Below are 23,502 nucleotides of genomic sequence, written 5' to 3'. Positions count from 1 at the left end.
TTTTGCCTGAGCGCTGATACTTTTGCCTGAGCGCTGATACTTTTGCCTGAGCGCTGATACTTTTCTCTGAACGCTGATTCTTTTCTCTGAACGCTGATTCTTTTGCCTGAACGCTGATTCTTTTCTCTGAACGCTGATTCTTTTCTCTGAACGCTGATTCTTTTGCCTGAACGCTGATAATTTTGCCTGAGCGCTGATTTTTTTGCCTGAGCGCTGATTATTTTGTCTGAGCGCTGATACTTTTGCCTGAGCGCTGATTCTTTTCTCTGAGCGCTGAATCTTTTCTCTGAGCGCTGATTCTTTTCTCTGAGCGCTGATTCTTTTGCCTGAGCGCTGATTATTTTCTCTGAGCGCTGATTCTTTTGCCTGAACGCTGATTCTTTTCTCTGAGCGCTGATAATTTCGCTTGAACGCTAATTATTTTCTCTGAGCGCTGATTCTTTTGCCTGAGCGCTGATTCTTTTCTCTGAACGCTGATTCTTTTGCCTGAGCGCTGATAAATTTGCCTGAACGCTGATTCTTTTCTCTGAGCGCTGATATTTTTGCTTGAACAATGCAAAATTGATGATCTCTTATACTCATGCATTTTTGCTGCGCACTTCGTGTTTACTGTGCAATAAAGTCATTTTTAGTTTATATATTGACCGAATTGGCGCCATCCTTCTTTATAGGCGGCGATCACACCATTGATACCAGAATTTGAATAGATGTCTGCCCAGAGGAACATTCCGGCAATGCAGGCGAATTTATTCCAATAAGGAACGGAGCATGCTCGAATCAACAGCGCCTGTTGCTGCTTGAAATCCTGTTCGCTAAGCGCTTGTTGATAGGACTGTAATGCATCCTTCTTGCGTTTAAGCAGTTCAGGATTATTCAGCTGCTTGTTTTGTGCGAGAAAGTGGGCGAGCCCTTCATCGAAAAGCATGTAGCCCAATTTTTCTAAATATGTCTTTGCGTTGGTTGATGGATAATCCTGATGCAGTAAAAAATGGGCGCATTCATGCGTCATCATTGAGCGTATGATTTCCTGCGCGCGGCGCATGCCATACCGTGTAAAACGGATTAAGTCAAAGATGATCACTTCCTCATGTTGCGTATTTTCCCGAACCATTGCTTCATAGGGAGAGGGGCATCCGACAACTAGCTGGATAATGCATTTTTTCAGCCGTTTCTCATATTCGGGAAACAGCGCATTCCACAATTGCTTATGACAGGGAACAAAATGTTGCACCGTATTCCGCATATCATGATAAAGCTCGAGAACTTGTGGTTTCATTGCCTCAACCGGTTTTTCGAACAAATAGTCATTTTCTTCGATGTGATGAAAAATCCATTCGTCAGCATAGTCCTCTGAAGGAGATCCATTCAAGTATTTTTGGATGATCGTATTATCAATGTTCACTGCTCATCCCTCCGATTTGCCATCTAGTGTAACGCATATCTTTTAATTAAACCTCAATCTCTAGACGGAAATTCAGTCTATAGGAACATAAAATTGTTATAATTAACGAAACAGTTTTAAAAATCGGAAGTGATGATTGATGTGGACGGTACGACATGTCGTAACGAAAAATGACAGGGTAGACTATAAAATTAGAGAAGAATTCGGCGATCCATCTGCATCTGAGCACGTGGTGTTTATTCATGGACAGGCATGGACCGGCGAGGTTTGGCGAATGGTTGCCAAGCGATTACAAGGCGTACATAGTATTGCCCCGGATATGGCAGGATGCGGGGACAGCGGGTTAAGTTCAACTTATGATTTCACTACATTGTCCAAGCAGCTCGTGGATGTACTCGATCAAATGCATGTGAAGGACATATGGCTGGTCGGACATTCATGGGGCGCTTCACTAGCTCTTCATTTTGCAGCTCACTATTCTGAACGAGTAAAAGGGCTGATGCTTGTTGATGCAGGCTATTTCAATTATCAAGAGTGGCCGGGCATCAGCTGGGAGTCATTCACTGATTTTTCGTATCCTGAAGGTTTTTTAAACAGCATGGATCATTATCTTGATCTTCAAAAACAAGATACACCATTTTGGAATGAAGATGTTCAGAGGGCGGTCGTGGACCAGATCTATGAGACAGAGGACGGATCCCTTCGCTTAAAATGTTTACCGGAAACCGAGCTGGCTTTCTCTTGCGCATTATGGACCTATCATCCGAATGAACATGCTGCGCATTTAAAAATACCTATTTCTCTCATTGTAGCTGAATCTCATTTACAAGAAAATGATCCGATCACCGCATATAAGAAGAGATCTCGAGAACATTTCTGCTTACTGGCCAAGCAAACGCACTGTGTCATTATGGAAGATGCTTCACACATGGTGATGCTTGAACGGCCAGAAGAATTGGCACAGGAAATTCGAGAGATGATGAAGTAGTAAAGGATAACGGTCGGAGGAACTATTAGAGGTGAAGTTATGAATCTTCTTGAAACTGAACGATTAACGATACGTGAATTAGATGTAAACGATGCTTCGTTGATCTATAAATATAGTAAAGAAAAGACCATGTTGGAAGAACTACCAGATCAAGTGTATGAGAGCCGAAATGAAGCTAGAGAAATAATCGAATTTCTATCTACAAAATATAAAACTACTCCTCAGTCCTATCCACTTGTTTATGGAGTCGTTTTGAAAAAAACAAACACCTTGATTGGTCATGTTGGTTTAAGTGTACGATTAGATGGCGTTGAGATCGGCTATGCAATCGGCATGGACTATCAAGGGAATGGCTATGCAACTGAAGCAGTAGGTGCTTTTTCTAGATGGGCAAAAAGTAATCTTAAATTAAGCGCCATTTATGGAATTGTGAAAGCGGGTAATAAGCGATCAGAAAAAGTTTTAAGCAATAATCATTTTACCTTTCATGAAGAAGTATTTATGAAAAGTTTTGGAGGGAAGTACTTGATCAAAGTCTATATTTATGAGTAATGTTTCGGTTCAATCTCAATAACCTCTGTTTTTCCTATTGATCCGGAAATACACAAATGTCCGGAACTAAAACAAATGATTTTAGAAAATCGTGATTATCAGGCTGTGATTTTGAAGAAGGTCGATGAATGGTGTACCGCAAATTGACTTCTGTTTCCTGCACCATAAAAAGATGATAAAATGAATCAATGTCAGAAATAAATTTTATAAAGAAAAGTGATAATCCATGAACATAGCAGTATTTGATTCCGGTGTTGGCGGCATGACTGTTCTCCATCAAATTAGAAAACTGTTGCCCAATGAAAATTTTCTCTATTACGCGGATACCGCGCATCTTCCCTATGGAGAAAAACCGAAAGATGAATTGAAAAAATATATTTTTGAAGCGGTGGATTTCCTTGTCGCTCATGAGATCAAAGCACTGGTGGTGGCCTGCAATACGGCAACGAGTGCGGCGATTGAGGATCTGCGCAAAAATTATTCGATTCCAATCATTGGTATTGAACCCGCAGTGAAACCCGCGGTGATCGAAACCGAACCGAAAAAAAAGAAAGTGCTCGTCATGGCAACGCGGACGACGCTGAAGGAAGAAAAATATCATCGGCTCGTTGAACGAATTGACAAGCACGATCTTGTTGATCCGCTGCCGATGCCGAAATTGGTAGAACTTGCCGAAGCGTTTGACTTTGATCCGGATCATGTCATTCCTTATTTAAAAGAACAGTTGAAACCGTTCGATTTGACTCAATATGGAACGGTTGTGTTAGGGTGTACGCATTTTCCGATTTTTAAAGACATCATTGAGCAGATCTTCCCGAAAGGAACCCATGTCATCGACGGTGGACTTGGTACGGCGATGAATCTGAAACGTACGCTTGAAAGGCTGCATCAAACCGGAGGCGGAAACGGGAAGATCATCTTTTATAAATCCGGAGTAAAGGTCGAGGATTCGGAAACGCTTAAGCATTATGCGGATTTACTGGAAAGATTGGATACGATTAGCGGATCCTAAGTCTTCGAAAAAATGACTGCACTGTTATTCTATTCTTCTGTTTGTATCTTTGTCAGTAGAAGAGAAGTCTACACCTGTGCGGGTTAAAAATTACACATGTATAAACAGGATGTCTCATCATCAATTGATTTTGAGGCATCCTTTCTTTTTATTCAAAAAAAGAGGAAGACACAGTGTCAATAATAATGAGGTAGGATACGAACAAAGTGTATCTTTCATAATCGCCGATAAATGATATATTTTAGTACATAGGACGTTATAACATATAACATTTATTTACGATGGAGGGATGACTGTGTCACAAAATATTTCAGAAACGGCCGAAACCCCAAAGGCATTGAGTGAGAACTTAGCAAAGGAATACAGTGCCACTGAAAAAGTGCCTCACTCCGAGGCCCGCAATATGACTTTTATTGATATGTTTGCGACATGGATTGGTGCCAACGCAAATAACGGGACATGGTACATAGGCGGTGTCGTTGCAGGCTGCAGCTTTGGCGGCGCACTTGCCGTCACGCTTATTGCCAACCCAATTGCTTATCTGTTCATGGCCTTGGTAGGCTATATGGGTTATAAAGCCGGAACGTCAACCATGGCGCTTACAAGGCCGGCCTTCGGAGTGCGAGGAAGCTCGCTACCTACATTAGTTAATCTGACATCGTTTATTGGGTGGACTGCCGTAAATACATTTATAGCAGCCATTTCGATCAGCTTTCTCCTGAAGGACAGTCTCGGCTGGGCTGCCTTTGGTGAAAAGAACAGCGCAAAATCAATGATTGTCGGCATCTTAATTATGAGCGTTCTTCACCTTGCATCTATATCGCTTGGCCATCGGTCTGTTAAAATGATTGAAAGAATCGGCATGATTCTCGTTGCTGTTCTCGGCATTTGGGAGACGATTGTGGTGCTGCAGAATGTTTCGCTAAGCCAGATCATTCATTGGCGACCGACCGCATCCTTATCGCTTCCTTTTGGAACAGCCGTCGATACGATGGCCGCGTTTAGCTTAGCCTGGGTGACCGCTATTGCTGAATTTACACGGTATACGAAGAAAAAAACAAGTGCTACGGTCGCACCAATGCTTGGCGCAAACATCGGTCTGTTCTGGTTTGCATTCGTGGGCATTATTGCGACGATTGCTGCAGCCATTACTAGTGGTACTTATGATCCGAATAATTCAGATCCGAGTACAATTGCCAGCAAGCTTGGTCTGGGTTGGCTGGCGCTCATCGTTATCGTCATCACAAGTACAACGGCGAATGCGATCAACTTGATGGCGGCGGGAATATCCTTGACGAACTTAACGAAAAAGGTGAAGGCGATGCCCGCCCTTTGGATCGTCACTGTATTTGCCGTTCTTCTTACTTTTGTTCCGCTGCTGTTCGGCAGTTTCTTAGATTCCTTTATTGCGTTTCTTGACTATCTGGGTATGGTTCTTGGACCACTGATTGGTATTATGGTGACCGACTTCTTTTTGGTGAAAAAGCGAGTCTATGAGGTTCCTGAATTTGAACGGGTTGACGGAAAGTATTGGTTCAGCGGCGGTATTCATTGGGGAGCTTTTATTGCATGGGCAAGCGGCGTTATTGTCTATCTGCTCATTCATAATCTTCCTTTTTTTACAGCAAGCATCGGTGCGACTTATCCGGCATTGATCTTATCCGGCGTCATTTATTGGATTCTGTCGTCATTTCGAAAATAAACATCTAGGTGGTTTTTCATATGTTGATACGCAATGCTCGTTTAGTGAATCGCGAGGGCCTTTGGAACATTCGCATTGATAAAAAAATGATTGATAAAATTGAGAAGGCCAGTGAACATAAACCGCAGGAGTTTGATGGAGAAGCTTCTATTGATGCCAAAGGTGATCTTGTCATCCCGCCTTTTATTGAGCCGCATGTCCATTTGGATACTGTGCTTACGGCCGGGGATCCTAAATGGAATCTGAGCGGCACCCTGTTCGAAGGCATTGAGACATGGACATTGCGGAAAGCAAAGTTGACACGGGATGATGTCTTATCACGGGCAAAAAAAGCATTGATGTGGCAGGCTGCTCAAGGTATTCAATTTGTGCGAACCCACGTTGATGTGGACGATCCGAATCTGACTGCTCTTAAAGCGCTGATTGATCTAAAAGAAGCGGTATCCGACTGGATGGATATTCAAATTGTTGCCTTTCCGCAGGAGAGTATTCTCGGTTATCCAAAGGGAAAAGAATTAGTCGCCGAGGCAATCTTACTTGGCGCGGATGCTGTCGGCGGCATTCCGCACTATGAGCTGACCCGTGAAGACGGCGTTGCTTCGATGGGTTATGTGTTTGATCTTGCCGAAAAATATGATCGTCTTATAGACGTTCATTGTGACGAAATTGACGATGAGCAGTCGCGATTTATCGAAGTCATCGCAGCTGAAGCATATAAGCGCGGAATGGGCGATCGCGTCACTGCCAGCCATACCACCGCCATGCACTCTTATAATGGTGCATATACGGCCAAACTTTTTCGTTTGCTTAAGCGTTCAGGCATTCACTTTGTCTCAAATCCGCTTGTTAACACGCATCTTCAGGGCCGCTTTGACACATACCCGAAACGCCGCGGCGTGACACGTGTTCCTGAATTATTGCAGGCGGGCATCAATGTCTGCTTCGGCCATGATGATATTTTTGACCCATGGTATCCGCTTGGAACCGGGAATATGCTGCAGGTGCTCTTCATGGGCCTGCATGTATGCCAATTGATGGGCTATGAGCAAATCACTCATGGGCTTGATTTGATTACAACAAACAGTGCAAAAGCTTTGCACGTCCTCGATCAATACGGGATTGAAGAGGGAAAACCGGCCAATATGCTGATCATGTCCGAGCAGTCCAGCTACGACGTGATTCGAAAACTGTCGCCCGTACGTTATTCGATTCATGAAGGAAAAGTGCTTTCAGAAACGATTCCGAGTAAAACATTCCTGAATCTCGATGAAAAATCCTTGCCGATTCACTTCAAATAAGACGTGTAAAGAGAATAAAATTGCCGTGTCCGGCGATTCTATTCTCTTTTTTTGCACTGAGATAAGAAAGTAAAAGTATATAATTGTGTCCCATATGAAAACGAATAAACCAGTCTCTTGGTCGCGGAAGTAAGGACTAGGTGTAGCTTGGTTTTACCCAATTGTTGAGAAGGAAGGATTTTGGCCAGCGGTTCGAAAGGGAGAAGCGCTAATCTGGGATCACTAGGATCCGCACTGACCGGTTGAACGATTAGGTTAAGCGCCCAATTGATCAATAGACGGAAAATTTTCTCTTAATGAGAAAATGAACGGAAAAAGAGCTTAAATAGACGGAGCGATTCCGCCTATCTCCTTGAAAAACGTGAAAACGGGGGATTTTTCTTGGCATAACCGGAAAATCTCCCCTTATCTCCCTCTGAAACGAGCTCTATTTTGATTTAACCGAAAAATCTCCGCTTATTTTACAAGTCTACTTAATTAAGGACCAGAATGTTTCATAAAAAAGGAGTAAGCGGGATGGGACTCATTTTTTCTGAGTTCCAAAGAATCCAAGAACCTCTCATTTAGATGCGTGATGCCTGCGGTCGTCTCCGTTGAAACGAGCAGCTGGAGTGCCCGTCAGGCACAAGATCGACGGCAAAGGACTAGGTGTAGCACAAGTAAAGAAACACTCATGGCCGGGTTTTATTGAGATAGTCAAGACCAACTAAGGCCAATTCGATGGACAGCCGTCTTCTAGGCTGCTCAATATCACCGCCAAGCCGTTCGTTTATTTGAGCTAATCGTTTATACAGTGATTGTCTTGAGATGAAGAGCTTTGCAGCGGCTTCTTTTTTGGAACCGCCGCACTCAAGATAAACCTTCAGGGTGTGCAGCAGATCAACCGTTCTTTCATTGCGCGTCACTTCCAGATTTCCAATCTGTTCCCTAATAAAAGGTAATAATCGATCATTCTTATTCAAATGATTGATCACCTGATAAATATGAAGGGAATGATGAAACGGATCTTTAAGAAGCCCAATATGCGATTGAACATCGATCACTTCAATGGCTTCCAGGACCGATTGATGAATGCCGTTTAAAGGTTGTGTTTTTCCGGATACGCCCCATATTAACTGATCATCATTGATATAATGCTTGTATGCATGCATCGCCTTGATAATCGCACGATCAATCAATTGATCAGAACGGGAATGATTTAAATTAAGAATGATGATGATAAAGCGATTCGCCCGGTTTAAAGGTAAAATAAAGAAGGATTCGTGACTAAAAACCATGCGCAGCATCATATTCTGGTGCAGCAGCAGAGCGGGCGGATCATCAAATGCGTCATTTCTTGATTCAATAATCAGGATGCCGCACCATTGAAATAAAAGGTTGGGTTTAATTTTTGCTAATCGCTCCTTGATTTCCTTTTCGCTAAGCAGTCCATCCACCCATTGGGCAATCCATTGATTTTCGCGATTCAGCTGTTTTTCTTCCCAATACATGGAGCGCAGGATTTCCTGAGCAACAGCAGTTGCACACCGATCTAAGGCAAGGGAAGTAAAATGATTTTCTTTCGCACAAGGTGCAGTGACCAGTTGACCAAATGACTGATTCATGACGAGTACGGGAAAACAGAATTTGTGGTTGCCGGCTTTCTCGTCAACCCTCTCCTCGTCCGACTTGAAATAACCGGAATGAGGGGCACAGATCATTCTTCCCTTGACTGGACTATACGCAACGGCTTGTCCCGTAAATTTAAAAAACAGATTGAGCAGAGAGAAAATACCTTCACCCATTAACAGTAATTGATTGAGTTGTGAAGAGAAATGTTCTAAATCCTCCACAACCTTCTTCTGCTGATTAATGATATAGGTGTGAATATCATGCGTCACATCAATATAACGTATCTCTGAAAAAATAAGAATTAATGGGAAGTTTTCTTTTTGCGCCAGTTCAATCATCCGCTCCGGGATAACCTTAACCACTCTGCCCATATCGATAACCAGACCCGCAGCGTTTTTATTGATAATTTCGCGCAAAAATTTAAGACATTTGGCCTCACTGCCCTTCCAGGTTAACCCGGTTGTTAAAATCAGTTCATTTCCATTCAATAAATTACCAACATCTTCAACTTCGAGCACATGTGCCCACTCAACGATCCGTTCCAGAGCGCGCGCATCGGCATATACTTTCGCCTGCTTAAAATAGGGACGTTCCAGTATCTTCGCAATCGTTAATTTTTCAGTCACGTTTGAATCCTCTTCTAAACTTAACTAGTATTTGTTTCATTATAAGGTTCGTACACGATCGCAGCAATAACAGTCAAGAACATTTTGATAATGGATAGGGTAGGAGTTGCCTGATTCATACACTTATTTGGGTAAAGGCAACTGTTCAGAAAAGTATGCTTAGCCCATCTTTGACGATATAGAATAATTTGAAAATAGCGTTTATAATAGACACAATTATCCATCTGACAGGTAAAAAACTTTTGGAGGACTAGCCTTGAAAAGGGGGTGAGGATTGATGAATTGGTCCATGTATTTACCACTAATTCTGATGATTTTATTCTGATTTGCTTTTATTACGGTTATTTATTTTTTAATCAAAAAGCTGATTCGCTTTACCATTCAGGAGATTAAGAAGGAACTGAAAGATGAGCAGAAATAATAGTTTGGGAGGGGCTGCTTGTGCTGCGCTTCGAAACGCTGGATGTGGAAAAATATAAAAAACAGCTTCTCGCCTTTCGCCAGGACTCGTTTGTGATCAGCTTTGGCACGGATCGTGATTTCCATCCGTCCGAATATTTAGCATGGCTGCAAAAGAAGGTCAGCCATTTTCCAAATGGGTTTGTCCTCGCGTTTGATCAGGATCAGCCGGTCGGCCAGCTGGAACTAAGCATTCGCAAATACGAGGGCAAAAGAATCGGCTATGTTCATCTTTTCTATCTCATTGCAGAGAAAAGAGGCTATGGGTTAGGACATGAACTTCAGCAGTACGCGATGCGCTTCTTCAAAAAAAACGGCGTGTCCGAATACCACCTCCGCGTTTCTCCAACCAACTCACGAGCCAAGGCGTTCTACAAGAAAAACGGAATGAAGCTATTAAAAAATGAATGTGACGGCAAGGTTTGGCGGATGAGGGGCACCGTTGAGTAGATAATAGTAATAGACGTGCCCATCTTAATAACGATGTGTAATCATAAGCTGCTCAAGAATTTGTGCAACACCATCCTCATCATTTGTGGCGGTTGTCATGGAGGCAAATGGTTTCAGTTCAGGCTCCGCATTACCCATAGCAACGGAATAGCCGCACGCTTTGAATAAATCTAAATCATTCCAGTCATCACCAAATGACATGACGCTGTCCATTGAAATGTTCATTTTCTTACAGAGTGCGGAAACGGCGCGGCTTTTTGAAATATCTTTGGCCATGATCTGCATTAACTCTTTTGAATCGGTCTCGACGATGGTCAATTGATCGGTGTACTGCATCACAAAGCTCTTTACACTCGATGGACAGTGAAACAGTAAAATTTTATTTGCCGGCAGCTTCTTGAGTTCTGACGGGGTGACAATTGTTGGCGGGAGAACCATGTGCTTCGCGTTCTTTGCAAAAGTCTCGTCAGAAAGCGCGTAGAGTCTATCCTCGGATTCAATGGAAATGGCATCTTTTTCATTATGACTGCACATAAAATCGATGAGTTTACCCGAATCTGCACTCGAAATCGTGTAGCTCATTGTTTTTCCATGAATCTCCTTTACATACGCGCCATTGTAATAAATGCCTGATGCGCAATCGAGTAATTCTTTTGGAACCATTTTATTTACGGAGCGCGGGGGACGAGCAGTCGCAATGAAAAGCTTAACCCCGGACTGATAACTGCGCATTAGTGCTTCCTGATTTCGTTCAGAAATAATTTTTTGCGAGTTGAGTAACGTTCCATCTAAGTCAAAGACCAGCGCTTTAATGAGTGATGATCGATTCATGTGCCTCCACCTTTTTTGCATTTCACTATAACACGAGTACACTGAAAGAAACAAGTGATGTTGATGGTAAAAATAGCTGCTATGAATGCTGATTTTCTGGATGACTGTACGCAATTATATGTCAATGTTTTTAGCGCTCAGCCATGGAAAGAATCATGGTCCTATGATTCGGGCTGTCAGAGATTACTTGACTTAATTCATACACCTAATTTCTTAGGGTATATGCTCTTGGATCATAATCAATTAATCGGATTCATTGCCGGATAATAAGGATGAGATCGATTTTTTTATGTCTTAAGTAGGATAAAAGACAGGGGTAATGGTTATGGTTGTACCAACGCTAGCATTTGGATGGATTGGCGTTATACTGTTTTTGCTATTGGCTGTTTTTCTTAAAAATCTAACGCAGAAAAATGAATTTGCACTCATTCATGTGCTGCTTATTTTCATTTTTACCTGTTGGTTGCCGGTAGCGTTTTCGTTAGCGTTTTCCATCAACGGCTGGGCAGCGAAAATCGGTACATTGTTTTGTGTACTTGCTCTAATCATGTTTATTATTGCGATGTCGCTTCAAACCGGGTATATTGTCTATTCAAACAAGCATTCGAAGGAAAACAAGGACCTATGGGAAGCAAAGAATGAGTGGATGATGAATCTTTTATCAGATCCGATTGAAATGATCGCAGGGATCTTTAACTGGATCGGTGCAATTTTTATTGGCACATCATTACTGCAAAATAATCATCATTTCTTTGCAGCGGTTGTCTTTATCTTGAGTCTCCAAGTGATTTATTGTTTGGCTTTGCTTTTTCGGACATGCTTGAACACTCCACCAAAGTGGATTCAATCGATCAAACCCAATTCAGTCGTTCTTAATCTAGGATTCTTTTTATACTATAGTGTTCTGCTTCTGTTTGTGATGATCCATCATTTAACGTAAAGCGCAATGCAGATATAGAGGGTGTTCATTATGAAGGTTATCGAAAAAAGTGTGAAAGCGGTAGATCATATGATCGCTTATACACATATAGCGGTAGGCGCGAAGACCGTCTGTTTTATGTTTTCAGGTATTGGCTATAATTACGATAAGCCGCTGCTCTATTATGCGACAATGGAGATGCTTCAGAACACGATTGACGTTGTTCATGTCCATTATATGTACGATAAAAAGATGCTTAAGAAACCATTTGATGTGAAAAGCAAGATGATGATGCGCGACATCCAGCCGGTTATTGATGATGTATTGGTTGGACACACATATGAGCATTGCATGTTCTTAGGAAAATCGATCGGCACTATTCCGATCACGGCAGATCTAATCAAAAAAGAAGCGTTTCGAAATTCGAAGATTATTCTGCTGACACCATTGATCACCTATGATAATCTATTTACCAATCTATTAGAGAGTAAGCATCAAGGTCTATTCGTTATTGGCGACCGTGATCGTTTTTTCGATTCTGAGCGGGTGGAGCAATTGAGGCGAACAAATCTACACATCGAAGTGATCCATGATGCCGATCATTCACTGGATGTCGGCGTCGATACGTTTGATACCGCGAGCTCCATTGCAGCGCTGGCAAGAGTCATGGAACTTATTCACGGCACAATAAAAAACGAACAGGGATGAGAAAACAGATGACTCAACCCGTTTTTACATAAAAGTGTTAAACACATTAAAACATGTGTATAATGAATAGTAAGGAAAGCAAAATAAAACCGTTGGTGCACCAACACCAACGGAGAATGACAACAAAAACCGCTAAGCGATCATTACGCTGCACATGAATCAAAAAAGTAATCCACGGCAGGTAGGGAAACCAGGTGGGTTACTTTTTTGTTTTTTCTATATATGACAGAATCAAAATAATCAGTGTAGCAAAACTGATCATCAAACTGATTGCTTGAAAATCTGTCATGGGCGCCACCCCCTTTCTCCCGAAGCGATACGGGGTCACCGATCACTAACAGGAAACAGCAGAGCAGCGCTCCCACCTCGTTTATTTTGTTGTCTCTTCAATTATATCAGACTAGCGCTCTATTTCGTGAACTTATTGTGTATATGAATTGAGGATTAGAAGTATTATTTTAATTTGATCTAAAAATGCAATTGAACGTTCAAAAAAGAAACAATACATATTAAAACTGATAATCTAATTTAGAACGGAGGTTGCAGCTTGATTCAACTTAGTGGAACGCAAATCGTTATCCGTGATTGGAAATTAGCGGACAAGGATGACTGTATTTTTTGGAGATCGCCTGGACAATATTGGCAGAAGTTCGACGGCCCCTATTATCCTCGGAAAACAAAGGAAGAAATCATTGATTTAGTCGATGAACAGTGTGAAAAAATCAAGACGGATTCCTTTGAAGCCCCTAGAAAGAATCTCGCCATTGCCGATAAAAACTCAGATAAACTGATCGGACAAGTTGGCTGGTACTGGGAGAGCAAGGAAACCAACTGGCTCAGTGCCGGAATCGCGATATATAATCCGGATTTTTGGGGGAATGGATGCGGCTATGAGGCATTTGGTTTGTGGACTGAATATCTTTTCCAAGCAATGCCAGAAATTGTGCGGGTTGATCTGCGTACATGGTCCGGCAATTTCGGCATGATGAAGCTTGCCGAAAAGCTCGGCTATACAAAAGAGGCATGCTTCCGCAAAGCACGAATCGTAAATGGCGAATACTATGATTCTATCGGCTATGGCGTTCTCAGAGAAGAATGGGACGCGTGGCATCCACAGGGATTTCAGAAAGATTTGGCTGATTGAAGAAGATAAAATAGCACCCAAACAGAAGAAGTTATTGAGTGACGGACAATCCATCATAAACGCAGCCATATGTTTGAAAAATTAGTTGAGCGTTTCTGAAATCAGGCCGACAATCATTTGAAACTCAAAATCGTTTGTGCAATGGAGAATGGATTTAATTTTATTCAATCGATAACGTATGGTATTGGGGTGCTGGGTCAGCTTTTTTGCTGTTTTGTCAATGTGGAACAGGCATCCTGCATAGGCATAAAGGGTTTCCATGAGTCGCGTGTTCTGTTGACGGTCATAAGAGCTGATCTCTTTGCATAGATCGGTCAAATAGGCGTTGGCATATCGGTTTTCAGACAACGAAAGCATCAAGGTGCGCAAGTGCATCGAACTGTATACTGCCTTTGGGTGTCCTTGTTGCCCGCAACAATGGTTCGTATAGATACTGCGACGAATGGCAATATCAATTTGACGGATAGGAAGCATTTCGTCGTCCACACCGATTTGGTAATTGCCGGAACTTAGATTTGATACACTGAGGATGTGTCTCCATTTCTTCATAATTTCGGAGGATGTCTGCACGTCTTGTGAAAAATAAAGCATCAGAACGCCCTTTTTATACATAAGGAAGAAGCAATCTGCCGCCGAGTGAATGAACTGTTTTCCGAGGAGACCCTTGCGATTGAGCGTGCGTTGAATGGACAGTTTATCCTTCGATGAGGGATTGGTTAGGTAAAGCGAGGAAACATAGTGCCGATTATCAGGACAGCAATGCGACAGGAGCTGCTTTAGAGCTGTTTCGGGAGTTTCGGTATAAATAACAGTATCTACTAGATTTTCGAGGTAACTGTTTTTTTCAGAGGAACGCAGATAATCAACGATGTTCAGAATGATATCTTCAATATAGACAGAATCAAAGAAAAAGATAGGAAGGCTGTGCGCTTCTGCCAGTTCAACAACCTCCTTAGGCAGTTCATGATAGTAAATCGACTTGATTGCAATGGCAGAGACTTTGATAGAAATCAGTTTAGAAAAAGATGGGAGAATACGCTCCGGATTATCCTTTGCATAGAGCAAGTTTGTGATGACAAAATCGCCTTCATGAAAGTCCGTATAGTTGCCGTCAAAGCCTTCGTGATCAAGAATCACCACGTTCGAAATCATGCGATGAATGCCTTTTGCACCTGCATATAAAGTGAAATTAGAAAAAAAATCAAACTGCTGCAAAGAAGCAACGTCCGGCATCCCTATCTCTCCCATAATAATTTTCTGCAAATTGTAACAAAAATATAAGTCAGTGTCAAAAAGGCAATGTCGCAACCAGGACGTCGTCTTAGGCAAGCTAAATTTTGTCATAAAAATGGAAAGTATTAAAAATTTATTTTCTGTTTTGAAAATTAATGATCCTTAGAGCTGCGTGCATCTGCAAAAATGATTTGTAAAAATTACAAAACAAAGGGAAAGTTCTTGTATGAACGGATATAGACAGCACAATTGGGGTTTGATATAAGTAAGATAAACAGGGAAGCTTTTATAACATGTTCTTTACAGAACGTTGCAGAACGAACCATCGTAAAAACTTCTTTTGTGCGTGAAATCCGGATAAAAATTATTGCTTGTGCGCGTGCAGTCGCTGCAATACAGGTGGCTGAGCCTTAAATGACTGAAATTTCAGCTAGTTAAAACTGCAAACGTCAATTCTGCTTTAATGCATGACCGTTGTTAGCTTACGTAACAAATGAGGGGGATACGTATGAGTTATTTTTTATGTGATGAGTTTCAGAAAATGGAGCCGTATATTCCTGGTGAACAGCCGAAGGATCAGGCGTATATCAAACTAAATGCTAATGAATCCTCACTTCCACCATCTCCGCGTGTTTTTGATGCTGTATCGCAAAGCCGAATTCGTGGCATGGGTCACTATGCCGACCCTCACTGCAAGCAGCTGCGCAAGGCGATCGGAGATGTGTACGGAGTCAACGCGGATCGGGTATTCGTCGGAAATGGTGCGGACGAGGTGCTCGGCTTCTGCTTCATGAGCTTTTTTTCTCCGCGTATGAAGCTTTGTTTTCCTGATATTACCTACGACTTTTACCGAACCTATGCCAAGACCAATCGTATTGATTTTGAGCAAATTCCACTGGACGCGGACTTCCACGTGAATGTGGAGGATTATATAGCAACCGATCGCGATATTGTACTGGCGAATCCCAACAATCCGACCGGTTTGGCGCTCAGTGTTTCTGATATCGAGCGTATTGTCGCAGTCAGGCCGAAACGATTAGTGATCATTGACGAGGCGTATATCGATTATGGCAATGAATCGTGCATTCCGCTAACAGAAAAATATGCCAATCTTATCGTGGTGCAGACCTTCTCCAAGTCGCGAAATCTGGCCGGTGCACGAATCGGCTTTGCTATTGCGTCAAAAGAGATTATTGAAGATATGAATAAAATCAAATTTACATTTAATCCGTTTAACATGAGCGCATTTGCTCTTGCGGCAGGATCGGCGGCCGTGCAGGATACCACATATTTAGAAAAGTGCGTTCATTCTGTTCTTGCTACTCGCGTTCGAGTACAGAATGCATTGGAAAAAATGAACTTTTTCGTTGCAGAGCCGCATGCAAACTTTCTTTTTGTCTCTCATCCTTATATTTCCGGCGGAAAACTATGCAAAATGTTGAAAGAGCGGGGCATTCTGGTACGGCATTATGACGAGGCGAGGATTCGAGATTATGTTCGCATGACTATTGGTACGGATGAAGAAATGGATAAGGTTCTGCAGCAGCTTCATGAAATTCTGCAGGAGGTGAAGGCGTGCGAATCCTGATTAGTGATTTCTCAAATGTTATGGTATCGGATTATCGGCTAACAATGGACGCGATTGCCTCGATTCTTCCGGAGGCTCAGGTACAGGTGCTGCCCTATGCAGATGATGATGCATACTATGCTGAACTGGCAAAGGCAGACGGATTGATTACCGCATTTCTGCCGTTGGACGCGGCTTTTTTCAGTCGAGCGAAGCGATTACGCTGTGTTTCCATCAATGCGGTCGGCTATGACTCGGTCGATTTGCAGGCTGCGAAACAGCATGGGGTGATCATTTGTCACATCAAGGACTATTGCACCGATGAGGTCGCGGAGCATACGATGGCGTTGCTTTTGGCTCTGAATCGCAACCTCAAGTACTACACCGGACAGATCGATCGTGAATTTCGGTGGCAGTATCGCACCATTCCAGGCGGCAGACCATTAAGGAAACAGACATTGGCGGTGTTCGGCTTCGGCAGGATCGGGCGCAAGGTCTCGGCGTTTGCCTGCGGCTTTGGAATGAAGGTGCTCGCGGTCAGTCCGAATTTGACAGCGGAAGATGCGGCATGCTGCAACGTACGTGCCGCGACGGCGCAGGAAGCCTTTGCAGAAGCAGACGTCATTTCCAACCACATGAACCTGACGGCGGACAATGTCCACTTTTTTGATTCCGCTGCCTTTGCGCAGATGAAACGCGCGCCTTTGTTTCTCAATGTCGGGCGTGGCGCCTGTGTGGACGAAACGGCTCTGGCCGAGGCGCTGGACAGCGGTACGATTCGCGGCGCGGGTCTGGATGTTCTCGCTGAGGAAGAACCGCATTTGGCCGGGCACCCGTTGGTTGGACGTAATAACGTCATTATCACGCCGCACAGCGCGTTTTACTCGCAGAATTCGCTAGATAAACTGCAGACCATCAGCGGCAGAAATCTGGCGTATTGTCTCAATGAACTACCGGAAAAGGCACAAAAAGTCGTAGCGGAAATGTAGTGAAAGATCCAGACTCAGCGCAAAGTTTGTCTCGTGGTTCAAAAGCCCAATGATGTTTCATAATAATAAAAAACAACCACCCTTGAGCGAACGGCTCACTAATGGGTAGGTTATTTTTTTAACGAAACATATTTTCTTGTGGACCGTCTGGTGTAGGCGCACCATCGGTCATTTTTCATTATATGAGCTTGCAAATGCCAGTCAACAATAAACGATTTCCAGTTACCCCGAAGGTCTAAATGGGCCAAGGTTGATCAAACCGTGTTGCGTGAGTGACAAAATGAATGTGCTGATTTGGGAGTTGAGATGTGATCAAATAAAAGAAATACGATTGCTGTTCTGAACCGGAATTACATGAGCTCGTGTCAAGATGGGCATCAATGCTTGCAAAAGTAAGGTAAGCATGATGGTTTCGATCGGCAGCATCAATGAATTTTTGATCAGACTGTTGATCAAAAAGAACCAGTAGCCCTTTCCGAACAGCACTTGGCTCCAGAGGCATCCGAGCCCGACATTAACGACAAAATTAACAATCAGTTTGGCGAGAAAGATACGCATCACTGAAATTCGGCGGTGATACAGGAACAGGCCGTAGATAAAGCAGCCAAGCATGGAAGATAGTGTGTACCCTGGAAAAAATGCGCCGAACGGATGGGCGATATAACCGACAATATCAAGGGCTGCTCCGGCAAAGATGCCGAGCAGCGGACCATAGATCATCGATCCGAAAGCGACGATCAGAAAGTTGAAAGAAATATGCAGATTCTCGGCGACGGGAATAGTGAATGAACCGATCACCACGGTTAAGGCGATAATCAGTGCGGCAAGTGTCAGCCTGTTTAACTTACGAAGCTCCGCAGCGGCCGTTTTCCAATAGGCAGCGGAAAAAATAGACAAACGATTAGTCATAGAAAGATCCTCCTTATGTTTTGGCAATGTTGCCACATAAGGGAGGATCACACTCCGATATGCGGCAGCGGGATGCGATCATTGCACGGCAAACGGCACTAAGCGCCATTTTTCGTCCCGGGGACAACTCCCCGTCCCCCGGGCACGTAACCCGCAACAATCTACTCTGCCTTAGATCAATCTTATTGTAGTTAATCTTCACGATTTCTGCAACTGATTAAGAGATTCATAGATCTGGTTGGATCTAAATGTAATATATATATTGCGTTTACGTAATATATATATTACACTTGGAGTATGGAGGTGATTCTGTTCATTGATGAATCATGTGAAAAATGCCCGGATTGAGGCGGGATTGACGCAATTACAGCTTGCAGAAAATACCGGCGTAACACGGCAAACAATCAGTTTGATTGAAAAAGGAAAATATAATCCAACCCTGAAATTATGTTTGGCTATTTGTTACGCAGTCGGAAAATCACTGGATGAACTTTTTTGGATCGACGAGGGGGAAAAGCCATGAAGAGAATTACAGATGAACGATTAATTCTGGTTAACTTGAAAAATTTTCGAATTGCCTATATATGTCAAACGGTTGGTCTTATCGCTTTCTTAATCTATGTAGGCGTTACTAGTGGATCAAGGGCGGTAACTGAATCACCGATATTCTTTGTTCTAATCGTGACCAATACACTACATGCTTTTCTGCAAATGAGAGTAACTGCTGATGTTGAGGCAACCGAAAAAAAGCGCAAAAAACCTCGCCCTTACTATGTCTTTATCCTCATCTCTTTAGTGGTTGGTGTACTGATGGGAATGATCAGCTGGTTCATTGACCGTCAACATCCTTCTTTTGCATGGATCAGCGGAACGATCTTTTTTATTTGCTTTCTCGGTTCTTTCTCAGTTATGTATTATCTTAAGAAAAAACGAATGGATGACGACGATGCGGAAGAGTAAAAATTTAATATAGGAGGCACAGATATGGGCTTTCTCTGGAAATTAAAAAGCAATTACATTTTCACATGTACGGAATGTGGCAAAACAATTAATCCTGGCGAATTCATGTGTATTATGGCTCAATCACCGAAGAAATCATGGTATGGTGTAACGGAAATGATCATTCATCGATTTGTGAAAGACACTCATGGCAAAGTCTATTGTCGGACCTGTTTTGAACGACACTATGGAAAAAATAAATAGGCGGGTTGCTGCCAAGAAAAAGGGAGTGATTCAAACGTGGACATCATGCCAATGAATCGTGTTCAGGCAGCAGAATATGTCCATTGGACCTATGAGGCGCCTTATACTTTTTACACGATTCCGGAAGAAGGAATTGAAGAAACCTATAAAGACATATTTTCCGATTCTGCAAACCATTATTTTTCGGTACTGAACAAGGGACGCTTGTTTGGTATATTTGAATACGCCGTGTCGGCGAACGATTTTGAAATTGGACTGGGTATTTGCCCGCAAGAAATGGGGAAGGGCAACGGCAGAGCGTTTGTATCCAACTGCCTTGCTTTTGGCAGAAAGCATTTTAATTACCAAGGAGTCATAAAGCTGGATGTTGCTGACTTTAATCAACGCGCCATTCATTTATATGGGCAGCTTGGATTCTCTGAAACAGGAAGAGAGGCCCGACTCAGTTTTGGAAAACCCGTGACGTTTATCAAAATGGAAACGGAACAAGCCGATTTTTTCCTTTCGTATCAGGGCTGCTGAGAACGTGTAGTTATGCTCCCTTTTTCAATACATAGAATGTAAGAGCGAGAGGGGGAATAGGTACATGGGAGAAAACACCGATTCGATCATTCAAAAGGCTAGCTCCTTAATAGAACATGGGCATCATGAACGAGGTTTGAATGTGTTTCAAACATTGACTAATCAATACCCTCAGGAGAGCCAAGTTTGGTTAAAGTATGCACTAACACTGGATCAATTGTCCATGGAGGAAGAGGCGATACCGAAATATAAAAATGCGCTTGAGCTTGGTTTATCCAAAGCAGATGAACGGATTGCTTTAATTTGCCTAGCGTCATCCTATCGAAATGTAGGTCAAATTCATTCAGCGTTAGAAACGATTAAGAAAGCACTTGAAAAATATCAACAAGATGCTGCAGTTCGTTGCTTTTACAGCCTTATTCTCATGGATGATAATAAACCAGCCCAAGCTGTAAAAACGTTAGGCGAACTTTTAGTGAATGAAGTAGCTGCGCAAAGGTTTGGCGGCTTTGCTCAAGCGTCGCGCCGCAAATTTGATGATCTTTGATTGAATGCTCAGTAAACCTATAAGGAAGGTGTTAGACCGAAAGGGAGAAGAAGAGCGGAAGTTGAACCGAAGCATCGGAAAGTCGAACCGAACACGATCAAAGTTGAACCCAAGAGAGGAGAAGTCGAACCGAAGAGCGGAAGTTGAACCGAACCATCGAAAAGTCGAACCGAACGCGACCAAAGTTGAACCCAAGAGAGGAAAAGTCGAACCGAAGATCCGAAGTTGAACCGAAGCATCGGAAAGTCGAACCGAACACGATCAAAGTTGAACCCAAGAGAGGAGAAGTCGAACCGAAGATCCGAAGTTGAACCGAAGCATCAGAAAGTCGAACCGAACACGACCAAAGTTGAACCCCAAGAGAGGAGAAGTCATCGAAATTCGTCGCGAATTCCCAGACTCGTAACGAACCCAAGGAAAATCGTAACGAACGAGCTCAAAATCGTAACGAAGTCATCGAAAATAGTAACGAATTTGCTTCAAGGTCGTCTTTACTACGTAACATCAAAATGAAACAATTTTATTGTCAATCAACATTTCAAGATGCTGTCTGAATGTACCTAAAGAGATGTCGATTGAAAATACAAATATTGATGTTTTTTCCGTAATCAAGCCTGTCGGACTATGGATGACTCAAACCGGAAGCAGTTTAGTAATTAATTCAATGTGATCGCACTTGATCAAGACTCCTTGTATTGCTCCATTCACCAATAGTAATCAATATTGTTCTTCTCGGAACAAGGTTGCTCTGCGGCAGGCTACTCGACGAGCTAGTGTTTTTACATAGGCGACAATTATCAGAAAGATATGATTGGCAGCAGCAATGTTGAGATGAAAGCAATCTGGTTATTAGAGGGTGTTCAAAAAGTCCGGGAAAAAGGCAATGAGGATCTTCTGCTAACAGCATGCACGTCCTGTGAAAAACGCAGAAGTCACCGCATCCTGCGGAAGTTCTGTGTCAGCTTGTTTCTCCGCTCCTCACGTATTAGCAGGGGAACTTCAACTAACAACGTGCACGTTCTGTGCACAACGTTGAAGTCATCACATCCTGTGAAAGTACGCGCGGGTAGCTCGAAACTGCGCTTCCTTGATCTTCGACGCTCAGGACGAGCTAGTGTCAGGCATGCCACAGGACGTGGCGATTTGCCTGACCTCGGCTCTTTTTGACCTCCTTTTTGAACAGACTCTATTACGAAAAAATCCCGCAACGGATCATTCGGAACGAATCGTGCACATAAAAATGATTTCCGGTCTAAGCGAGTTACCGGATTTTTTTGGCATATTGGAATGAGGATATGCCGCCTCCACCTTTGAAATTTCTGGCATGATGGGCAGACATTCCCTAGTAAGGCAAACCGTTTTCAAAATAAAAATCTTCTACTTTAATCTATTCGTTAACGTTTCATCATAATTATAAGGATGTTGAACGACTTCGATAAAAAACGAATGATGCGGGAGGAGTAATGAATCATGGACATCCACGTCGTGCAAAGCGGTGAATCATTATGGGGAATTGCTCAACATTATCAAGTGCCGCTTGTCAGCATTGTTGCGTTAAATGGATTAGCTTATCCGGAGCGGCTCGTCCCGGGACAGGCGCTGGTCATTCCGTCCATGCCGCCGGTTTTCGCACCTGAACGACCGGTCATTGAAGTCAACGCTTATACGTATCAGCCGGTAAAAGAAGCTGCTGCCGAAATTGTTCAGCGGAACGGTCTTCTTTCGACTGTGCTGCCGTTTGCTTATCATGTAACGGAGGCTGGCAACTTGGATAATTTGGACGATCAGGAATCCATAGCTGCTGCCTATGCGCACAGCATCGTGCCTCTTATGCCAATTGTTAATTTCTCGCTAAATGAATCAGGCGCTGATGTCGCTCATGCAATTTTCACGTCATCGTCAGCACGCGAAAATTTGGTATCATCGGTTATTCGTGTCATGCAGCAAAAGGGTTACCGCGGTTTGAACATTGATTTTGAAAGTGTGCGACCTGAGGATCGGCAAGGGTTCAATGATTTTTTACAATTTGTTGTCGACCGACTGCATCCGCTTGGGTTCAGCGTATCTACAGCGGTTATGCCGAAAACAGCCATCGATCAACCGCGTGCGGAATACACTGCGTATGATTATGAAGCGCATGGCCGAATTGTCGATTTTGTTGTCTTAATGACCTACGAGTGGGGATATCGTTTTGGTCCGCCTCAAGCCATATCGCCGGTTAATGAAATGAAACGCGTGGTTGAGTACGCTTTATCGGTGATGCCGGCAAGTAAAATTTCGCTTGGGTTTGAAACGTACGCTCGAGATTGGCTGCTCCCGCACAAAGAGGGACAGGAAGCAGAAACTTTCAGTCCAAAAGAAGCACTTGAACGCGCCATTTTTAACGGTGTAAGTATTCAGTTCAATGAAACCGCGCAATCACCTTTTTACATGTATGTGGATGCCAGCGGGCGTACACATGAAGTATGGTTTGAAGATGCACGCAGTGCACAAGCGAAATTTGATCTTGTCCGATTATATAATCTGCGCGGGATCAGCTATTGGGCTTTAGGCTTTCCCTATCCGGAGAATTGGGCGTTACTGGAAAGTAATTTTAGCGTTGGTAAATGGCTTTGAATCATTAGCGTGGTTAAGAGATGCCATAATGGCCGAAGAGGCAGGGTTGATGATCCGGTCGTTGATTCCCATGAGCTTCATGGAAGAAGGACGGAAAATTCATGAAACCAAGCTGTCTGATCATGAACATGTGAATGATGTTTTAATGGATCAGATGGTTATTAAGGTATCTTCATCAATCAATGAACAATTCATGATGTAACAAATTTAATGA

The 23,502-nt window shown here is 43.0% G+C and carries 27 protein-coding genes and 1 riboswitch; of the genes, 20 read left to right on the top strand and 7 right to left on the bottom strand.

Annotated features, from left to right (window positions below):
- Positions 1-417 precede the first annotated feature (417 nt).
- Both NOM01_RS07355 and NOM01_RS07350 read right to left on the bottom strand, forming a co-directional pair.
- The gene (locus NOM01_RS07355) at positions 418-582 is read right to left on the bottom strand and encodes a hypothetical protein (RefSeq protein ID WP_255747693.1); all 165 of its coding nucleotides are present in this window, start codon (positions 580-582) and stop codon (positions 418-420) included.
- A gap of 46 nt (positions 583-628) precedes the next feature.
- Positions 629-1,402 (bottom strand): hypothetical protein, encoded by a 774-nt coding sequence (locus tag NOM01_RS07350; protein ID WP_093671456.1) that lies wholly within the window; start codon positions 1,400-1,402, stop codon positions 629-631.
- A 139-nt stretch (positions 1,403-1,541) separates the two neighbouring features.
- Between NOM01_RS07350 and NOM01_RS07345 the strand changes: the two genes are divergently transcribed.
- The 5 genes from NOM01_RS07345 (at position 1,542) to codA (ending at position 6,954) form a co-directional block, all read left to right on the top strand.
- Positions 1,542-2,390: an alpha/beta fold hydrolase gene (locus NOM01_RS07345; RefSeq protein ID WP_255747692.1), complete on the top strand. Its 849-nt coding sequence runs from the start codon at positions 1,542-1,544 to the stop codon at positions 2,388-2,390.
- A gap of 39 nt (positions 2,391-2,429) precedes the next feature.
- Complete coding sequence (locus tag NOM01_RS07340; RefSeq protein WP_255747690.1) at positions 2,430-2,942, top strand: GNAT family N-acetyltransferase; 513 nt, start codon at positions 2,430-2,432, stop codon at positions 2,940-2,942.
- A 226-nt stretch (positions 2,943-3,168) separates the two neighbouring features.
- Positions 3,169-3,954: a glutamate racemase gene (murI, locus tag NOM01_RS07335; RefSeq protein ID WP_255747688.1), complete on the top strand. Its 786-nt coding sequence runs from the start codon at positions 3,169-3,171 to the stop codon at positions 3,952-3,954.
- 295 nt (positions 3,955-4,249) lie between these two features.
- Positions 4,250-5,656, top strand: a complete 1,407-nt coding sequence (locus tag NOM01_RS07330; protein WP_255747686.1) for a cytosine permease — start codon at positions 4,250-4,252, stop codon at positions 5,654-5,656.
- Between the two features lie 20 nt (positions 5,657-5,676).
- Positions 5,677-6,954, top strand: coding sequence for a cytosine deaminase (codA, locus tag NOM01_RS07325; protein WP_093671446.1), 1,278 nt, complete (start codon positions 5,677-5,679; stop codon positions 6,952-6,954).
- A 671-nt stretch (positions 6,955-7,625) separates the two neighbouring features.
- On the opposite strand, the gene NOM01_RS07320 is transcribed toward codA, so the two are convergent.
- The gene (locus NOM01_RS07320; protein ID WP_255747685.1) at positions 7,626-9,191 is read right to left on the bottom strand and encodes a PucR family transcriptional regulator; all 1,566 of its coding nucleotides are present in this window, start codon (positions 9,189-9,191) and stop codon (positions 7,626-7,628) included.
- 441 nt (positions 9,192-9,632) lie between these two features.
- Here NOM01_RS07320 and NOM01_RS07315 point away from each other — a divergent pair, with 441 nt between their 5' ends.
- On the top strand, positions 9,633-10,100 hold the full coding sequence (locus NOM01_RS07315) for a GNAT family N-acetyltransferase (protein ID WP_370645968.1): 468 nt from the start codon (positions 9,633-9,635) through the stop codon (positions 10,098-10,100).
- Positions 10,101-10,124: 24 nt separating this feature from the next.
- Here the strand turns inward: NOM01_RS07315 and NOM01_RS07310 are convergent, their stop codons facing one another.
- Positions 10,125-10,931: an HAD family hydrolase gene (locus tag NOM01_RS07310; protein ID WP_255747684.1), complete on the bottom strand. Its 807-nt coding sequence runs from the start codon at positions 10,929-10,931 to the stop codon at positions 10,125-10,127.
- A 57-nt stretch (positions 10,932-10,988) separates the two neighbouring features.
- On the opposite strand from NOM01_RS07310, the gene NOM01_RS07305 reads away from it, so the two are divergent.
- The 3 genes from NOM01_RS07305 to NOM01_RS07295 are packed head-to-tail and all read left to right on the top strand — an operon-like array spanning position 10,989 to position 12,558.
- On the top strand, positions 10,989-11,198 hold the full coding sequence (locus NOM01_RS07305; protein ID WP_255747683.1) for a hypothetical protein: 210 nt from the start codon (positions 10,989-10,991) through the stop codon (positions 11,196-11,198).
- Positions 11,199-11,256: 58 nt separating this feature from the next.
- The gene (locus NOM01_RS07300; RefSeq protein ID WP_255747682.1) at positions 11,257-11,871 is read left to right on the top strand and encodes a hypothetical protein; all 615 of its coding nucleotides are present in this window, start codon (positions 11,257-11,259) and stop codon (positions 11,869-11,871) included.
- Between the two features lie 30 nt (positions 11,872-11,901).
- The gene (locus NOM01_RS07295; protein ID WP_255747681.1) at positions 11,902-12,558 is read left to right on the top strand and encodes an alpha/beta family hydrolase; all 657 of its coding nucleotides are present in this window, start codon (positions 11,902-11,904) and stop codon (positions 12,556-12,558) included.
- A 199-nt stretch (positions 12,559-12,757) separates the two neighbouring features.
- On the opposite strand, the gene NOM01_RS07290 is transcribed toward NOM01_RS07295, so the two are convergent.
- Positions 12,758-12,847: a putative holin-like toxin gene (locus NOM01_RS07290; RefSeq protein ID WP_245734116.1), complete on the bottom strand. Its 90-nt coding sequence runs from the start codon at positions 12,845-12,847 to the stop codon at positions 12,758-12,760.
- Between the two features lie 258 nt (positions 12,848-13,105).
- Between NOM01_RS07290 and NOM01_RS07285 the strand changes: the two genes are divergently transcribed.
- On the top strand, positions 13,106-13,702 hold the full coding sequence (locus NOM01_RS07285; protein WP_255747676.1) for a GNAT family N-acetyltransferase: 597 nt from the start codon (positions 13,106-13,108) through the stop codon (positions 13,700-13,702).
- 81 nt (positions 13,703-13,783) lie between these two features.
- Here NOM01_RS07285 and NOM01_RS07280 read toward each other — a convergent pair whose 3' ends face one another.
- Positions 13,784-14,935 (bottom strand): PucR family transcriptional regulator, encoded by a 1,152-nt coding sequence (locus NOM01_RS07280; protein WP_255747674.1) that lies wholly within the window; start codon positions 14,933-14,935, stop codon positions 13,784-13,786.
- A 508-nt stretch (positions 14,936-15,443) separates the two neighbouring features.
- Between NOM01_RS07280 and hisC the strand changes: the two genes are divergently transcribed.
- Together hisC and NOM01_RS07270 are read left to right on the top strand one after the other, a co-directional pair.
- Complete coding sequence (hisC, locus tag NOM01_RS07275) at positions 15,444-16,523, top strand: histidinol-phosphate transaminase (protein ID WP_255747672.1); 1,080 nt, start codon at positions 15,444-15,446, stop codon at positions 16,521-16,523.
- Entirely contained in the window at positions 16,511-17,491 is a 981-nt protein-coding gene (locus NOM01_RS07270) for an NAD(P)-dependent oxidoreductase (protein WP_255747671.1), read from the top strand. Before hisC ends, NOM01_RS07270 begins: the two co-directional genes overlap by 13 nt.
- Before the next feature lie 312 nt (positions 17,492-17,803).
- On the opposite strand, the gene NOM01_RS07265 is transcribed toward NOM01_RS07270, so the two are convergent.
- Positions 17,804-18,400: a folate family ECF transporter S component gene (locus NOM01_RS07265; protein WP_255747670.1), complete on the bottom strand. Its 597-nt coding sequence runs from the start codon at positions 18,398-18,400 to the stop codon at positions 17,804-17,806.
- Positions 18,401-18,463: 63 nt separating this feature from the next.
- A riboswitch (THF riboswitch) is annotated at positions 18,464-18,571 on the bottom strand.
- Positions 18,572-18,716: 145 nt separating this feature from the next.
- Here NOM01_RS07265 and NOM01_RS07260 point away from each other — a divergent pair.
- From NOM01_RS07260 to NOM01_RS07225, 8 genes are all read left to right on the top strand, one after another.
- Positions 18,717-18,923 carry a helix-turn-helix transcriptional regulator gene (locus NOM01_RS07260; RefSeq protein ID WP_093671424.1) on the top strand — a complete coding sequence of 69 codons (207 nt, stop codon included), beginning with the start codon at positions 18,717-18,719 and terminating at the stop codon, positions 18,921-18,923.
- The gene (locus NOM01_RS07255) at positions 18,920-19,360 is read left to right on the top strand and encodes a hypothetical protein (RefSeq protein ID WP_093671422.1); all 441 of its coding nucleotides are present in this window, start codon (positions 18,920-18,922) and stop codon (positions 19,358-19,360) included. The genes NOM01_RS07260 and NOM01_RS07255 overlap by 4 nt, the downstream gene beginning before the upstream one ends.
- A 24-nt stretch (positions 19,361-19,384) precedes the next feature.
- Positions 19,385-19,603 carry a hypothetical protein gene (locus tag NOM01_RS07250; RefSeq protein WP_093671420.1) on the top strand — a complete coding sequence of 73 codons (219 nt, stop codon included), beginning with the start codon at positions 19,385-19,387 and terminating at the stop codon, positions 19,601-19,603.
- 45 nt (positions 19,604-19,648) lie between these two features.
- Positions 19,649-20,125: a GNAT family N-acetyltransferase gene (locus NOM01_RS07245; RefSeq protein WP_245734129.1), complete on the top strand. Its 477-nt coding sequence runs from the start codon at positions 19,649-19,651 to the stop codon at positions 20,123-20,125.
- Positions 20,126-20,189: 64 nt separating this feature from the next.
- Complete coding sequence (locus NOM01_RS07240) at positions 20,190-20,672, top strand: tetratricopeptide repeat protein (protein ID WP_093671416.1); 483 nt, start codon at positions 20,190-20,192, stop codon at positions 20,670-20,672.
- Positions 20,673-20,733: 61 nt separating this feature from the next.
- Positions 20,734-20,901: a hypothetical protein gene (locus NOM01_RS07235; RefSeq protein ID WP_255747666.1), complete on the top strand. Its 168-nt coding sequence runs from the start codon at positions 20,734-20,736 to the stop codon at positions 20,899-20,901.
- 1,241 nt (positions 20,902-22,142) lie between these two features.
- Positions 22,143-23,288, top strand: a complete 1,146-nt coding sequence (locus NOM01_RS07230; RefSeq protein WP_255747665.1) for a glycosyl hydrolase family 18 protein — start codon at positions 22,143-22,145, stop codon at positions 23,286-23,288.
- 28 nt (positions 23,289-23,316) lie between these two features.
- A complete protein-coding gene (locus NOM01_RS07225) occupies positions 23,317-23,490 on the top strand; it encodes a hypothetical protein (RefSeq protein ID WP_255747663.1) in 174 nt (57 codons plus the stop codon).
- Positions 23,491-23,502: the final 12 nt, after the last annotated feature.

The organism is Sporolactobacillus sp. STSJ-5, assembly GCF_024385605.1.
GTDB lineage: Bacteria > Bacillota > Bacilli > Bacillales > Sporolactobacillaceae > Sporolactobacillus.
Note: the sequence above shows the minus strand (reverse complement) of the source record. Positions and strands in the feature narration are given on the sequence as shown.